12 protein-coding genes are annotated in these 15,593 nt (G+C 59.2%); 6 read left to right on the top strand and 6 right to left on the bottom strand.

The window, feature by feature from the left end; all coding sequences use genetic code 11:
* Positions 1-7 precede the first annotated feature (7 nt).
* Positions 8-2,845 carry a cation-translocating P-type ATPase gene (locus ACQ4N7_RS04580; protein WP_430710448.1) on the bottom strand — a complete coding sequence of 946 codons (2,838 nt, stop codon included), beginning with the start codon at positions 2,843-2,845 and terminating at the stop codon, positions 8-10.
* A 91-nt stretch (positions 2,846-2,936) separates the two neighbouring features.
* On the opposite strand from ACQ4N7_RS04580, the gene ACQ4N7_RS04575 reads away from it, so the two are divergent.
* The gene (locus ACQ4N7_RS04575) at positions 2,937-4,028 is read left to right on the top strand and encodes an ATP-binding protein (protein WP_430710447.1); all 1,092 of its coding nucleotides are present in this window, start codon (positions 2,937-2,939) and stop codon (positions 4,026-4,028) included.
* Positions 4,029-4,036: 8 nt separating this feature from the next.
* On the opposite strand, the gene ACQ4N7_RS04570 is transcribed toward ACQ4N7_RS04575, so the two are convergent.
* Together ACQ4N7_RS04570 and ACQ4N7_RS04565 are read right to left on the bottom strand one after the other, a co-directional pair.
* Complete coding sequence (locus tag ACQ4N7_RS04570; protein ID WP_430710446.1) at positions 4,037-4,456, bottom strand: acyl-CoA thioesterase; 420 nt, start codon at positions 4,454-4,456, stop codon at positions 4,037-4,039.
* Positions 4,457-4,775: 319 nt separating this feature from the next.
* Positions 4,776-6,542, bottom strand: coding sequence for a sensor domain-containing diguanylate cyclase (locus ACQ4N7_RS04565; protein WP_430710445.1), 1,767 nt, complete (start codon positions 6,540-6,542; stop codon positions 4,776-4,778).
* Positions 6,543-7,280: 738 nt separating this feature from the next.
* Between ACQ4N7_RS04565 and cbiT the strand changes: the two genes are divergently transcribed.
* Entirely contained in the window at positions 7,281-7,880 is a 600-nt protein-coding gene (gene cbiT, locus ACQ4N7_RS04560) for a precorrin-6Y C5,15-methyltransferase subunit CbiT (protein WP_430710444.1), read from the top strand.
* A gap of 229 nt (positions 7,881-8,109) precedes the next feature.
* On the opposite strand, the gene ACQ4N7_RS04555 is transcribed toward cbiT, so the two are convergent.
* The gene (locus tag ACQ4N7_RS04555) at positions 8,110-8,775 is read right to left on the bottom strand and encodes a response regulator transcription factor (protein WP_430710443.1); all 666 of its coding nucleotides are present in this window, start codon (positions 8,773-8,775) and stop codon (positions 8,110-8,112) included.
* A gap of 87 nt (positions 8,776-8,862) precedes the next feature.
* Positions 8,863-10,143: a sensor histidine kinase gene (locus ACQ4N7_RS04550; RefSeq protein ID WP_430710442.1), complete on the bottom strand. Its 1,281-nt coding sequence runs from the start codon at positions 10,141-10,143 to the stop codon at positions 8,863-8,865.
* Positions 10,144-10,420: 277 nt separating this feature from the next.
* Between ACQ4N7_RS04550 and ACQ4N7_RS04545 the strand changes: the two genes are divergently transcribed.
* The 4 genes from ACQ4N7_RS04545 (at position 10,421) to ACQ4N7_RS04530 (ending at position 14,735) form a co-directional block, all read left to right on the top strand.
* On the top strand, positions 10,421-10,849 hold the full coding sequence (locus tag ACQ4N7_RS04545) for a hypothetical protein (protein ID WP_430710441.1): 429 nt from the start codon (positions 10,421-10,423) through the stop codon (positions 10,847-10,849).
* 124 nt (positions 10,850-10,973) lie between these two features.
* Positions 10,974-12,356 carry an efflux RND transporter periplasmic adaptor subunit gene (locus tag ACQ4N7_RS04540; RefSeq protein WP_430710440.1) on the top strand — a complete coding sequence of 461 codons (1,383 nt, stop codon included), beginning with the start codon at positions 10,974-10,976 and terminating at the stop codon, positions 12,354-12,356.
* A gap of 447 nt (positions 12,357-12,803) precedes the next feature.
* Positions 12,804-14,033, top strand: a complete 1,230-nt coding sequence (locus ACQ4N7_RS04535) for an ABC transporter permease (protein WP_430710439.1) — start codon at positions 12,804-12,806, stop codon at positions 14,031-14,033.
* 3 nt (positions 14,034-14,036) lie between these two features.
* Positions 14,037-14,735, top strand: a complete 699-nt coding sequence (locus tag ACQ4N7_RS04530; RefSeq protein WP_430710438.1) for an ABC transporter ATP-binding protein — start codon at positions 14,037-14,039, stop codon at positions 14,733-14,735.
* Between the two features lie 351 nt (positions 14,736-15,086).
* Here ACQ4N7_RS04530 and ACQ4N7_RS04525 read toward each other — a convergent pair whose 3' ends face one another.
* Positions 15,087-15,395, bottom strand: coding sequence for a hypothetical protein (locus tag ACQ4N7_RS04525; protein WP_430710437.1), 309 nt, complete (start codon positions 15,393-15,395; stop codon positions 15,087-15,089).
* Between the last annotated feature and the right edge of the window lie 198 nt (positions 15,396-15,593).

Below are 15,593 nucleotides of genomic sequence, written 5' to 3'. Positions count from 1 at the left end.
GGAGATATTAAAGAGTAGTTTTAGACGCTTTGGGCAGACCGGGCTGCTTGCGGCGTAGGGCCAGCTGAATCACCAGCTTTTCGGCCTCCAGCCAGACAAACATCAGGGCGCTGAAGCCAAAGCAAATCGCCAGTTCGGTTGCCGAGAGCGGGTGCAGCCCAAAGAACTGCGCCAGGGCTGGCACGTACAGTAACAACACTTGCAGTCCGGTGGTGAGCAAAACCGCACCCCACACGTAAGGATTTGACAAAGGATTGAGCTGGGCTGTCAAGCGAGTGTCTGAGCGGGCTGACAGGGCGTGGCCCATCTGAGCCAGACAGAGGGTGGTAAACACCATGGTCTTCCAGGTGTCGGAGTCACCGGAGTAGCCAGGGGCGTTGGTGTAGCGGTAGGCCCAGCCCATCAGGCCAATAGTTAGCACCGCCAGCAAAATGCCCACCCGCACCATATAGGAGCCCAGGCCGCGGGCAAAGATGCTCTCGCGCGGGTTGTGGGGCGATCGCTGCATGACATTGGGCTCCGCCGGTTCCATCGCTAGAGCCAGGGCGGGTACGCCGTCAGTGACCAGATTCATCCACAGAATTTGCAGAGGAGAGAGGGGCACACCGCCCAGGCCCATAATCGGGGCAGCGGCGATGGTGAGCACTTCGCCAATGTTGCTGCCCAGAATGTACTTAATGAAGCGGCGAATGTTGTCGTAAACGACGCGGCCCTCTTCGGTGGCGGCGACGATGGTGGCGAAGTTGTCGTCGAGCAGCACCATGTCGCTGGCCTCTTTGCTGACGTCGGTGCCAGTGATGCCCATGGCAATGCCAATGTCGGCCTGCTTGAGGGCCGGGGCATCGTTGACGCCGTCGCCGGTCATGGCGACAAATTCGCCCTGCTTTTGCAGCGCCTGCACAATCCGCAGCTTGTGCTCGGGGGCAACACGAGCGTAAACGCTGACGTGGGGAACCGTTTGCTCCAGCTCTGAGGTAGAGAGGTGGGTCAGCTCGCGCCCGGTCAAAATCGTGTCGCCGGGTTGGGCAATGCCCAGGGTTTCGGCGATCGCCTGAGCGGTCAGCGGGTGGTCACCCGTGATCATCACCGGGCGAATGCCGGCCCGCCGACAGTCCATCACCGCAGCCCGCACCTCAGGACGCGGAGCATCCAGCATGCCCACCAGCCCCAGCCAGATCAGGTCTTGCTCCTCGGGCTCTAGGTTGCCGTTAGGGTTGGCAATGTTCGTGGGCTTCGTGGCAAAGCCCAGCACCCGCAGGCCACTGGCCGCCATAGCGTCATTTTGAGCCAGAATCGAGCGCCGCTGAGCATCGGTGAGGGGCTGGGGCTGACTGTCGCCCTGGCTGGTGCTACAGCGCTCCAGCACCAGTTCGGCGGAACCTTTGGTAAACATGACCTGAGGGGCCAGGGGCCAGGCGGCACCGGCACGGGCCTGCACCACAACGCTCATGCGCTTGCGCTCCGAGGTGAAGGGCACTTCGCCAATGCGATCGCACCATTGCCCCAGCGTCGCCTGGTCAAACCCGCCTTTGCCTGCCACAGCTAGCAGAGCGCCCTCGGTGGGGTCGCCCAGCAGGGTCCAAATGCTGCCGGACTGGCTGAGAGTGGCGTCGTTGCACAGGGCGCAGGCCATCAGCAGAGCCTGGAGGGCTGAGTCGGCCTGGGGGGCAATGGCCGCCCCGTTTTCCAGCAGGGCACCGACTGGCGCATAGCCCTCGCCTGTGACCTCGTACTGGTGATCGACCGTCTTGACCTGCTGCACCACCATCTTGTTCTGGGTCAGGGTGCCGGTTTTGTCGGAGCAAATGGTGGTGACTGAGCCCAGGGTTTCGACCGCTGGCAGCTTGCGAATCAGGGCGTGGCGGCGCACCATGCGCTGGGTGCCCAGGGCCAGGGTCACAGTGATCACGGCGGGGAGTCCTTCAGGGACAACAGCGACCGCCATGCTGAGGGAGACCTCTAGCAAATCGTCGAACAGACTGAGGTTGCCGGTGCGCAGCAGCCCCGCCACCACCACCAGGGCCACCAGCACTAGAGAACCGGACACCAGCACATTTCCCAGCTGCGCCATCCGCTGCTGGAGGGGAGTAGGCTCAGATTCTACCGACTGAATTAGGGTGGCGATGCGGCCCAGTTCGGTGGTCATACCCGTTTGGGTGACCAGCACGGTGCCGCGACCCTGCAGCACTTCGGTGCCTTGATAGACCAGGTTGAGGCGATCGCCCAGGGCGGCCTCGTCTTCTAGCAAGAGCTGCGGCTGCTTAATCACCGCCTCGGCCTCACCCGTGAGGGCCGCTTCACGCACCTGCAAATTGGCGGCACTGAGCAAGCGGCCATCGGCGGGCACCTGCACCCCGGCCTCTAACAGCACAATGTCGCCGGGTACCAGAGCTTTGGCATCGACTTCCTGCTCCTGCCCCTGGCGCAGCACCCGCACCCGAGGCGAGGTCATGTTTTTGAGAGCGGCCAGGGCTTTTTCGGCCTTGCTCTCCTGCAAGTAGCCCAGCAAACCGTTGAGCAGCACAATCGCAAAGATCGCGATCGCATCTTTAGGAAAGCCGCCCTGGCGCAGATCGAGCACCAGCGACACCAGGGCCACCGCGATCAGCATCAGCAGCATGATGTTTTTGAACTGGTCCCACAAAATTTCCCAGGGGCTGCGGGCGGCCCCCTCCTGAAGTTCGTTAGGGCCGTAGACCTGTTGGCGATGCTCGGCTTCACTGGGGCTGAGCCCTTCGGGGCTGCTTTCTAACAGCGCGATCGCCCGCTCCGGGCTGAGGGTGTGCCAGAGGTTGGCAGGGGCAGGGGCGGCAGCGCTTTTGCCGGGAAGGGTACTGTGGGCCACGGTTAAAACTACCTCAAAAGAATCGGGTGCTACTATTCAAAAGTACTTAGCCTTCAGTTATAGCACTAAAAAATAGTGCCAATCTGCCGAAATGATCAACCCGTTTGTGCCGCAGTCGCTGATCTGCCGGGAAAGCGAGCTGGATCAGGTTTGCGCCCTGCTGCGTCAGGACAGCGATTTTGTGGTGGTTGGGGTGCCGGGCATTGGTCGCCGCACGCTGATTCGCAGTGCCGCCCGTCAGGAGAAATCGCGCTGCCTGGAAATCGATCTGCTGCGCTGCCGCAATGCGGGCCAGTTTCTGCGCTTTTTGGCTGACGGCATTATGGCGGCCTTCTCAGAGCCGAAAGAGATCGCCCAAATTCAGCAGTGGAGCTTAAACCAACCCCTGAGCGTCGATCGCACTCTAGAGACCGAGGCGCGACTGGTCTGGCCCAAGCCCCTGGGCAAGGAATGGCCCCTGTTTGAAGGTCTGCTGGCGCTGCCCCAAGCTCTGGCAGAATGGTTTGACTGTCAGGTGGTGATCATATTTCACAACTTTCCCCACATTCGCTCCTGGGATCGGCAGGGCAAGTGGGAGAGTCATTTGCGCCAGGAGATCGAACGCCAGAGCCGGGTCAGCTACGCCCTGATCGCCACGGTGGCTGAACCCTGGATGATGGCCAGCCGCCTGCCGGTGATTGCGCTGACGCCCCTCAGCGATCGCGACCTGCAGCCCTGGGTAATTAGCACGATGGCGACGGCGGGCCTCAAGTTTGACCCCGAAAGCCAGGCGCTGGAGCTATTTTTAAGCTACGTGCAGGGCCACATGAAAGACGCCATCACCCTGGCCCAGCGCCTCTGGCAGCACTGCCACGCGATCGCCCCGCCAGCGCCCGAGCTCATTCAGGCGCACCAGGTCCATAGCACCATGCTGGCCCTGGTGCAGGATATGGCCGTTACCTTTGAAGCCCTGCTGCTGCTGCTGCCGCCCACCCAGGCCCGCGTGCTCGAAAGTCTGGCCCTCGACCCCACCGATAGCCCCCAGGCCAACGCCTATATCAAAAAGCACCAGCTCTCGCGGGGCGGCGGTTTGCAGGGGGCGCTGACCAGCCTGGAGCAAAAGGGCCTGATCTACGGTCCTCAGTTTGGCTACCGAATTGCCCTGCCGCTGCTCGGGTTTTGGCTCCGGCAGCGGCTGCGGTAGAGCATGAGTTATGCCTCTGCGGCGGCTACCAGCTCAAAGCAGCCCGACACCGAGGCGGGAATGGTGCGGGGGCGATGGCTAACGGCATCGACAAACACCCAGTCGGTAGCACCCGTAGCCAGCACGGTGTCGTCGCTGAGGCGCAAAAATTTGTACTGGCGGGTGCTGCGGGCTTTGCGCAGGCTGGTGACCCAGGTGGTGAGGCGCAGGCGATCGCCTCCAAAGGCCGGACGCAGGTAGGTAATCTGGTGTGACCTGGCCACCCAGGTAGCCCCCAACGCCTGGGTTTCGGCGGTGCAGCCGACGCTGGTGGAATGGGCGATCGCAACATCCTGCATCCACTGCACATAGGCGACATTGTTGACGTGGCCGTTGCCGTCGACGACCTCGGTCGGCACAACAAAATCGTAGTGGTAAAAGGTTTTCATAGAGTAGCTAAATGGGTTTAAAGAGTAGGGTCAATGGGATAGCACGAAGCGTAACTCAGCCCTAAACTCGTTTTACTGAATTTTGCCCGTGCCCCGCAGTTCAACCCAATGGCCCGTGAGATGACTGGTTGGGTTGATCGCTACAAATTAGGAGAATTTGCCAGGCGATCGCAATCGCCTGGCAGCCGAGCATTTAGCTAGATTAAAGAGCTGGGTCAGGCCCTCGTTGCTACACCTATGCAATTGGTGGGCGTACCTCTCATAAATAGCCCAGCCAATCAATTGTTTACAGCAGGGCCGCTGTCGAAACGGGCATGAGTTAGAGCTTAGCAGTATAAATAGCCCAGGTATTGCGCCCCTTGCTTTTCGCTATATAGAGAGCTTCATCAGCTTGATCGATCAGGCTATGAATTGTACTCTCAGAATTTGGAACCTGGACGGCAATACCCAAGCTGACTGTGACAAAAGGTGTTGAAGTGGGAAAGGGTTCTGGTACTGAGATGGCTAATTTTTGGACCACTCGCTGAATATTTTTAACCACGTGGGTCGCTCCCTGCTGATCGGTCTCAGGCAAAATGACGGCAAACTCTTCGCCACCGTAGCGGCATAGTTCGTCTACCGGGCGTTGCAGAACATCTTTAATCGCTTGGGCAATTGACTGGAGACAGCGATCGCCCGCTAGATGACCAAACCCATCATTAAAGCGTTTGAAGTAGTCAACATCGATCATGATCAGGGCAAGGGGCTGCTGATTCCGCTGTAATCTGGCCCACTCTTGCTCAATCTTTCTGTTAAAGTACCGCCGATTAGGAATTTGGGTCAAAGCATCTAAATGACTGAGTTGTTCGAGCTGAGCATTGACGACTTCCAGCGATCGCACCGTTTGGGTCAGCTGGTTAGCCTGATTCTTAATCTGAGCCAGCATGGAAGCATGTTCTAGGGCAACGGTAAATTGAGCCGCGAGCTGACGAACGAACTGGAGATCTGAGGGTATCCAATCTCTGGGGCCACGACATTGATGAATACACAACAACCCCCACAAAACACCGCGCTGCGTCAGCGGTATGATGATTTGGGCCTTAACCTGAAATTTTTCGAGAATTGAGATATGGCAATCAGACAGGTTAGCGTTATAAATGTCGCTTAAAACCTGCATTCGCCCCGCTTGATAATGAACAGCATGCTGTTCGCCAAAACATTTGTCTTGAACTCGAACGGCGATCGCAGAGTCGTATTCAGGCAACACATTCTCTGCCACAAACTCTCCAAAGCAGTAATGGCTATCAGCCTGAAACTGAAAAATACCCACGCGATCGGTTCTCAAAACCTTCCGCACCTCTTTGACAGTAGTCTTGAACAGGACGTCTAAGTCTAAAGACTCTCGGATCTCTGCTATGAGATTCAGCAAAATCTCCTGCTGATCGCTAATGGCTTGAATTTCCTGAGCTTTTTGATGGGCCTGGGTTAGGAGATTTGCCTGTTTAACTGCAAAGCCAAGCTGGGTGGCCACTTGAGACAGAAATTGAATCTCTAGCTCCGTCCAGTGCCGGGGTCCAAAATGTTGATAGGCTCCTAAAATTCCCCACAGCTTTTGACCAACAAAAATAGGAGCTGTGGCAAAGGAATTAATATGATATTGAATTAAGATGTCAAGATGGCATTGAGACAGGGCGCAGTTGTGAACGTCATCTATATAGAAGGGTTCGTTGCGGGCATAGCGTCCACCTTTGTTGTCTTGCAGGTAGGTGTCATCCCAGACTGTCTTTTGATCCCAAACCTCATCCCAGCTAGGCTCTGAAAATTCAAAGTCATGGACAAATTCTCCGCCCCAGCTGTCGTCAAAACGATAGACTGCTATTCGATCAGCATGTAGTAGCTTGCAAGTCTCTTTGGTGGTTGTTTGAAAAATGACATCCAGGTCTAAAGAAGCTCGAATTTTGCTAATAACTCGGTACAGAGATTGCTGCTGCCTTTCACGATCTTGAAGTATCTGCTGGTAAGCCTCTACCTGAGCCTGCAATTGACGACGACTAGGAACCCGAGAAAAATAATGTTTGAAATCGTGGAGCCATTCAACAAGCCACATTGTATTTATTTCTATTAAAAGAGTATTTTGCAGGCTTTGGAAAACCAAATGTTATCCTACCATTTTGCACACTGCTCCCATGAAGGCTAACCTCTGATCAAAGGGGAAACCCCACCCCGCATCTCTGTAGAGGTAGTGAGACAGTGGTTTTTCATCCTAATATCACTGCGGAGATCGATTAGGTAAAAATGTCAGTCTAATACCTTTGTGGGAGTGTTTGGGTAGAGAAATTTAGTATACCCACCTCATCATTAAGGGTGATGAGCGCGCAGATTCTCTTCATACTTGCAGGCATCGGTTGTGTTAAGGCACCTATATCCTGGTGTCTTCGTGGAAAGCTTTTTGGCCATCAGCTGAAGTCTTAGCTACTGGGCCGCCGTCCCATACTTCCTTGTGCCCTAGGGACTGTCATCAATTAGCTGCTGAATGCCTGAAAATCAAGGACCATAGCCCCTAGCCTGGTTTTTGGGGTCGGGCGTGGTCAGGCTTAAAATACAGGGCTTCTGGCCAGAATTGATGATACGCCCTACGGTCGATAGGGAGCATCTGTATTAGTCCGCGCCTCCATTAAGCCCTTGAATTGGGCGGTGATTCCACGGACCCAAAAGCTTGTCCAGTGGATGACGATATTAACCAAAATTGTGCTGCTGAAGTCACAGCCCGCTGTGGGAACGACGGGGGAAATCGCCCCTTTGTGGAACAACCTAGAATAGAGCCAGCGCTATACCCAACATTTCTATGGCGAAACTCTGGCCCTACGCCACTCCCGGCATCCCTGACCACCTATTTGAGCAGCTGCCCGGCATTCCCCTCAGCAGTCGGGAGGTGCGGCTGCTGCTGCTGGGCTACCTGCGGCTCAAGCCCAAAGATGTGCTGTGGGATATTGGCGCAGGCACCGGCACCCTGGCGATCGAGGCGGCGCTGATGATCCCCGGCGGCAAGGTGGTGGCGGTCGAGCGCGACGGCGATGTGGCCGATTTGATTCGGCGCAACTGCGATCGCTTTGGCCTTGCCAACGTGGAGGTGATTCAGGGCAGCGCCCCCGACTGCCTGGGCGAGCTGCCCCACCACCCCGACTGCATTTTTGTTGAGGGCGGGCGCAATCTCAAAGACATTCTGCTAGCCGCCTGGGACTACCTGCCCTCGCTGGGGCGGGTGGTGGTAACCGCAGGCAACCTCGAAACCCTCTACGTGGTGTCAGAAACCTTTGCCCACCTGCGCGTGCGCAACATCGAAGCGGCCCAGCCCGCCGTCAACCGGCTGGAGACCAAGGGCAACTACCAGGTGTTCTCAGCCGTAGACCCGATCTTTATTCTCAGTGGCGAAAAGTACGAGTAACTAGAGTATTCGCCTTTGTTAACTCTCAGTTGGTCTGGGCAAACACCGTTTGCCCCTACGCACGCCACCTGTATGAAATTGGGGTTATGCGACTCTACCCAACTACCCCCTTTCTCCCTATGGGAGACGCTAGTGCGTTGGCGAAGCCTGTCCACAGGACAAACGACTCCGCCCAGGGACCATCCCCCATCCACTCATCCACCCATCTACCCATTCCCTCGTCCACTCTTTACCTCTCCACCCTCGGCCAAAATCCACTGGCATAGAGAGCCGCCTGCGTGCGATCGCGCAGCCGCAGCTGGCTTAAGATGCTGGTGACGTGGTTGCGCACCGTGCGCTCAGAGATGTACAGCGATCGCGCAATCTCGCGGTTGCTGAGGCCGTTGCTGATCAGCTTCAGCACCTCCTGCTCGCGGGGCGACAGACTGGCCAACTCGGGGGGCACCAGCGTCGGTAGGCCGAGCCCCTCTGCGGCGGGCAGGGTTTTCTCAAACAGCCCTGGCCCCATGTGGGTATAGCCCTGGTGAACGGCGCGAATGGCGATCGCCAGCTGGTCGATTGGAGTTTGCTTGAGCAGGTAGCCCTTGGCCCCGTAGCGCATGGCCTGCTGCACGTAGTCGTCGTCGTCAAAGGTGGTGAGTACCAAAATCTTCACGCCTGGGAAATTCTGGCAGATTTGGCGGGTGGCGGCCACGCCATCGACCTGGGGCATGCGCACATCCATTAGCACCACGTCGGGCTGGCGGGGGGTGGCGTAGAGGGCGGCCACCTGCTCTACCGCCTGCTGGCCGTTTTCGGCATCGCCCACCACCGTGAGGTCGGGCCGGGCCTCTAGCAGGTTGGCTAACCCCTGGCGGATGATGGTTTGGTCGTCGATGAGGAGGAGTCGGATCATGGGTGGATGGGGGAGATGGGGAGGGCGTGGGGATTGGGTGGGGCGCTGTTTATGCGCAGCGATGGGTCAATTTCAGAACTGAAGTGATTAGTCGATCGCGTGGGGCAAGGGCAAACTGGCGCTGATGCGACAGCCTGAGTGGGGGGCGCTCCAGATGTGGCAGGTGCCGCCCAGGGCGATCGCGCGTTCGCGCATGCCTCGCAGGCCAAAGCCAGAGGTGTTTTGGCTGGGGTCAAAGCCCTGGCCGTTGTCGAGCACCCGCAGCTCAATGCGGCTGGCCTGGCTGCCTAGCTCGACCCGTACGACGGTGGCCTGACTGTGCTTTACGACGTTGGTCATGGCCTCTTGCACAATGCGAAACAGGGCCAGCGTCATGTCGTCGGGCAGGGTCTCCGGTAGCTCCACGGCGCAGTCGGCGGCTATGCCTGCCGATTGGCACAGGTCATTGACGAGAAGGGGCAGGGCTGCGGTCAGCGATCGCCCCTGCAGCGGGCTGTTGCGCAGGGCGGAAACCGACTTTGAGACATCTCTCAGCACTTGGTAGGCCGACTCCTTGGCGCTGGTCAGGTAGCTGCGGGTTTGGTCGGCTTGGACGGGCAGGTACAGCAGGGCGTTCTCTAGCAGAATGGTTTGGGCCGTCAGGGCATGACCGAGAGAATCGTGGATTTCGCGGGCGATGCGGTTGCGCTCTTGCAGGGTGGCCTGGTTTTCGACCTGAGCCGCGTAGGTGCGCAGTTGCTCGTGGGCGGCTGCCAGCTCCTGCTGGCTGTGGTAGACCGACAGCAGCGCATTCACCAGCAGCGATACAAACACCAGCACCAGGGCAAACACCACCATGGCATTGGTCTGCAAGACGCTAATGCGGGCCTGATCGGGCGGTGAGGTGATCTGGCGCAGCACATCCTCATGCAGTGAAGCGCCGCTGTAGAGCGTGGCTACCAGCCAGTGAAAGGTAAAAATTACGCCGACCACAGCGGCCTGTCCCCACCCTTTGAAGCGCTGGCAGCTCCGCACTACCACCACCAAACTCAGCAGGGGCAAAATCCGCATCATGCTGGAAATGTGGGTCGTGCCCACGGCCAAAAGCAGCAGCAGCGACAGCTCCACCGCCGTGTACACCAGGGTGTGAAGACGCCGCCGGGGTCGCCAAAACCCCGCCAGGCCCAGCAGGGCAATCATTGCCAGCTCTAGCCAGGCAATGCCGGTCTCCGCCACCAGCGCAAACGAGGGCAGAGTCATAAATACGGCGATGACCAGCAGCACCCACTCTACATAGAGCAGCTGCCGCAGCGGCGAGGGCGCGGTGCGGCGCAGCTTGCCCCCAGAGGGTAGCGATCCCAGAGAGGCGGGCTCTGGCCATCGCGACAAGGCAGGTTTCACCAGAGTTAACAGTCCACACGTGCAGGTGCTTCTAACTGTACAGGCCCCAGCTTGGCGGTGACCAGGGGCTGATCTCCCACTTTGAGACTTCTTCAGTAGGACAAATCTCCCAGCGGCAGGGGCGACATTTGCCCTGCTGCATTTGGGAGCTTTGCTTCAGGCGCAGGCGGGGGGCTTCTCCCTAGGATGGGGCTACCCAAAGGCGAAAGCGCCTAGGGAGTTGGTTGTGTGTTCTACGGTTGCGTCGCTATGGAGAAAGCAAATGATGCCTACTGTGTTAACCCTTCGCGCTACCGGACGAGTGCTGCTGGGCCTCAGTGCCGCAGTGCTGCTGGGGGGCGGCCTGGCGATCGCCCAAATGATGCCTGACGCCAGTCCCCAGGTTGTGCGCAATCTCAACCTCAGTCGAGGCCAGGTGCAGCAGCTGCAGTCGGTGATGGAAGACTACAAAAGCTCGTTGGAAGCCCTGCTAACCGAGAATCAGCTGGAGGAGCTGGAGTCACTGCGGGCTGAGCAGACGAACCCGCCCGATCAGGGTGTTCCCCAGGATTGGCTGGCCCAGCTCGACTTGAGTGACAGCCAGGCCTCTGAGCTGTCTGCTCTGCGCGAGGTGATGATGGCTGAATTTGAGGCCATCTTCACCGCCGAGCAGCTGGAGCAGCTGCAGTCGATTGGGCTGTTTGACCGCCTCTGAGGCAGCGTTCCTATGAACCCTGGGTGCATCGACTACTTTTCACTCCCTATCACTCCTGCTTCTCTTGGCCTCAGTTCTGGGGCTAAGAGAAGCTTTCCTAACAACGACGGTAGCTAGAGAATCTATGGCAGAGCATTTTTTGACCACTCCGGTCACGGAGGCGGCCTCACCGGAGTCTGCTGCAACTGAGGCTGAGGCCAGGCCGAGGCGCTGGCCCCCCTGGTGGGTGTGGCTGCTGGCGCTGCTGGGCCTGCTGGGCCTGGTGCCGATCGCTGGGCCTCGGGTGGGGCTGCTACCGCCGCCGGGCCGCGAGACGGCGGCCAGCAACCTCAACGCGTTGACCCAGCCAGTTGAAGTCGCGGACTTGACGGTGCGAGTGCAGGGGCGCGGCAGCGTGGTGGCAGTGACGACGGTAAATCTTAGCCCCAAAACTACGGGGCGACTGGAGGCACTCTACGTAGATCAGGGGGCGATGGTCACCGCCGGGCAGGTGCTGGCTCGCATGGAGGGGGGCACGCTGGAGGCCGAGCTGGCCCAGCGCCGCGCCCAGTTAGCCCAGGCTAAGGCTGAGTATGACCGCGTTGTGGCGGGCAGTCGACCTGAGGCGATTCGTCGGGCTGAGTCTCAGGTGGCTTCGGCTCAGTCGCAGCTGGCGCTGGCGACTAGTCAGCGCGATCGTTTTCGGGATCTGGCGGCCCAGGGGGCGATTTCTCAAAATGAGCTAGATCAGTACGAAACTGAGGCCCGTAACGCCGAAGCAAGGCTGAATGAAGCCCAACAGCAGCTGGCTGAAACCGCCAGCGGCGCTCGCCCGGAGGAAATTGCGGCGGCGGCGGCGGCGGTAGCGGCGGCCCAGGCTCAGGTCGAAATTATTCAAACCCAGCTGGATGAGGCGACGATTCGGGCTCCGTTTGGTGGGGTGGTGACGCAGACCTATGCGACGGTGGGGGCGATTGTGACGCCGACGACCAGCGCTTCGGCGACGGCGTCGGCAACGTCTAGCTCAATTTTGGCGCTGTCGGCGGGGCTGGAGGTAGATGTTGAGGTGTCGGAAGCGAGCATTGGCCAGGCGGCGGTGGGTCAAAGGGTGGAGATTGTGGCTGACGCCTACCCGCAGGAGACGTTTCAGGGCCGGGTGAAGCGAATTGCGCCGGAGGCGCTGATTGAAAATAACGTCACGGTGTTTCAGGTGACGGTGGATCTCGAAACGGGGCTGGATCGGCTGCGATCGGGCATGACGGTGGAGGCTACGTTTATCGGCGAGACGGTAGCGGCGGCGCTGCTGGTGCCGACGGTGGCGATCGCGACTGAGAATGGTCAGCTGGGGGTGCGGGTGGCAGATGCCGCTGGCAATCCGGTGTTTCGGCCAGTGACGGTGGGGCTGACGCAGGGGGGGAAGACGCAGATTTTGACGGGGGTGGAGGGGGGCGATCGCGTTTTTTTGGATATGCCGAGGGAGGAGGGGGGAGGATCGCCGTTTAATCCGCCGTCGCCGCCGCCGGGTTAGGCGGCGCGCAATTAGGGTCAAAGGCCAGCCGTAGGGTGCATTCGCGAAGCAATGCACCAATGTTGTAGATCCCCCCTAATCGTCGCGGCGCACAATCCCTATCAAAAGCCAGATCTGCTGCTGGGGCCATTTCGCAGGCCCCAGACCCCCGTCGAGAATGGCGTTCCGCCGCCCTTCACCCCACGGAAAGGACTAGCTGATCATCGGTTTAAACGTCTGTTTTGCGAATGGACTTGTGGGCAACTGCGATCGACCTCGTCCCGCATTCACACCCTCCCCATCCTCCCAAACTTCCTCATCTCCCCACTTTCCCTGCTCCCTTACCCGCTACCCTCTACACCCTTAACCCACCTACCCGCCTACCCGCTTACCCATCCACCCATCCACCCATCCACCTGCCTACCCACCTACCCACCTACCCGCCTACTCATCTACCCATCTACCCCTATGTCCCTTAACGTTCTTGAAAACGCAACAATGGCAATCAAAACCCTCAATGCCAACCGGATGCGCAGCGGTTTGACGATGCTGGGGATTGTGATTGGCAATGCGTCGGTGATTGCGATGGTGGCGGTGGGACAGGGGGCGCAGCGGTTTGTGACGCAGCAGTTTGAGGCATTGGGAACGAATGTGTTGTTCGTGACGCCGGGGGATGCGCAGCGGGGGCCGCAGGCGGGGGTGGCAAGGGCGGATACGCTGACGCTGGATGATGCGGAGGCGATCGCTTCAGAAGTACTGGCAATTCAGGCGGTGTCGCCGGAGAAGAGTGAGCGGCTGCGGGTGACGCAGGGCGCGGCGGAGACCCAGGCCAATGTGATTGGCACGACGGCAGACTACCCGGTGGTGCGAAATGTGACGGTGGATCGGGGGCGATTTTTGCACCCGGTGGATGCCCAGGGGGGGCTGACGGTGGCGGTGCTGGGTAGCGAGGCGGCGACAATTTTGTTTGGCAGTCAAGACCCGCTCAACCAGCTGATTCGCATTGATGGGGTGGGCTTTACGGTGGTGGGGGTGGCGGCGGCGCGGGGGTCATCCTTTGGTCAAAACCAGGATGAGGCGATCTATATCCCGATTGAGGCGATGGTGAGCCAGATTACGGGGTTGGAGGCGGGGCGGACCAGCCCCTCGGTGCAGACGATCGCGGTGTCGGCCCGCAGCGAGGCGGATACCAGCGCGGCTCAGTACCAGATTACGAACCTGCTGCGGCTGCGCCACGAGCTGCGCGATCGCGACGACGACTTTTCGGTGCAGAGTCAGCAAGAATTGCTGTCTACGGCGGCGAGCGTGTCGGACATTCTGGTGCTGCTGCTGGGGTTTACGGCCAGCATTTCGCTGCTGGTGGGGGGCATTGGCATTATGAACATCATGCTGGTGTCGGTCACCGAGCGCACCCAGGAGATTGGCCTGCGCAAGGCGATCGGGGCCAAGGGCGCAGACCTGATGGCCCAGTTCACCATTGAAGCAGTAATTTTGGCGGTCACTGGCGGGCTGGTGGGGATATTGCTGGGGGCCGGGGGGGTTGGGCTGGTGGCGCTGCTGAGCCCGCTGGAGACGGCGGTGAGTTGGGTGGCGATCGCCCTTTCCTTCTCGGTTTCGGGCGGCATTGGTTTGGTATTTGGCATTTTGCCGGCCCGCCGCGCCGCCCAGCTTGACCCTATAGTCGCGTTGCGGAGCTAAGCTATGGCCCTGATCGAACTCAGCTGCGTCAGCAAAACCTACGGCAGCGGCGAACTCGCCGTCCACGCCCTGCACCCCGTCAGCCTCACCATCCAGGCGGGGGAATACTGCGCCATTGTGGGGCCATCGGGGTCGGGCAAATCGACGGCGATGGCCATTCTCGGCTGCCTCGATCGCCCCACCAGCGGCACCTACCGGCTCGACGGCCACCTGGTCAACAGTTTGGGTGCCAACGCCCTGGCCGAAATTCGGAATCGCACCCTGGGCTTTGTGTTTCAGCAGTTTCACCTGCTGCCCCAGCTCAGCGCCCTGGAGAATGTCATGCTGCCGATGGTCTACGCCAACCTGCCCAAAGCCAAACGCCGATCGCGCGCCACCCGCGCCCTGCAAAAAGTGGGCCTTGGCAACCGCCTTCATAACCGCCCTAGCCAGCTATCGGGCGGACAGCAGCAGCGGGTAGCGATCGCCCGCGCCATCGTCAATCGCCCCAAGCTGCTGCTCGCCGACGAACCCACCGGAGCCCTCGACTCCCAAACCAGCCAAAGCGTGATGGATATTTTTGCCAACCTCAACCGCGAGGGCATGACGGTAATTATGGTGACGCACGATCGCGAGGTAGCCGCGCAGTGCAATCGCACCATCACCTTCCGCGACGGCCAAATCGTCGCCGACTCCCGCTCCCCGACCACCCTCACCCACTAGTACCGCTGCGCGGGGTTCAAAATGAAAAGTCTCTCCTGTGGAGACGCTTCGCGAACAAAATGAAAAATTGTTGATGCGTCACTGTTTCAATCAGCTTGAATGGCAAGCTTATTTTTGCCTCGCGGTACTAGCCCCTCCAGTCCCACTAACCCCATCCGATCCACCAACCAACTCATCCGCAAAACATAGGTTTAAACCGATGATCGCCCAATCCTTTCCGTGGGGTGAAGGGCGGCGGAACGCCCTTCGAGACGGGGGGCTGGGGCCAGCGATATGGCCCCAGCGGTATCTCTGGCTTTCGACCACAATTGTGCGCCGCCCAAGTCAATCCCGCCACAGCAATCGCCATAGCTACACTTCCAACACCTGCTGAATCCGCCGCTCTAGCTGATCGAGATCCAGCCCACCTTCATCGCGACTAATGCGGCGCACCGTTGAGTTTACCTTCGACAAATCTTCCAGCAGGTCGGTCAAAATTTGCTGCTGCTGCCGAGATTGAGTTACTTCTCGCGGCTCCTGCACCAGATCGCGCACGATGGTATCTTCTGCCCGAGACGCCACAATAGGGTCGGTCTGACCTTCCAGATACACAAATGTCCGCCGTCCGGGACCGCGCTCCTCTTCGACCGGCTGTAGCGATGTCACCTGGTCCGATCGCACATATTTCCCAAACCCTAAATGAACCAATACCGACGACTAAATCTTCATACTGCTAACTACGTCTACTGCCGTTATATCCCCATGATAAATAGCTTTTAGAATCGCTAGAAGCAAAGCCAGGAGAGGATTTTACGGTAGTTTAGGTAGGGGTTTACGCGGCGATTTCAGCAGGGACAGATGGCCATTCTAACTTGTTGA

The sequence above is a fragment of the Nodosilinea sp. AN01ver1 genome (assembly GCF_050565655.1).
In the GTDB taxonomy this organism is placed as follows: Bacteria; Cyanobacteriota; Cyanobacteriia; order Phormidesmidales; family Phormidesmidaceae; genus Nodosilinea.
The sequence above is the reverse complement of the archived record's forward strand: the minus strand, read 5'-3'. Positions and strand labels throughout refer to the sequence as shown.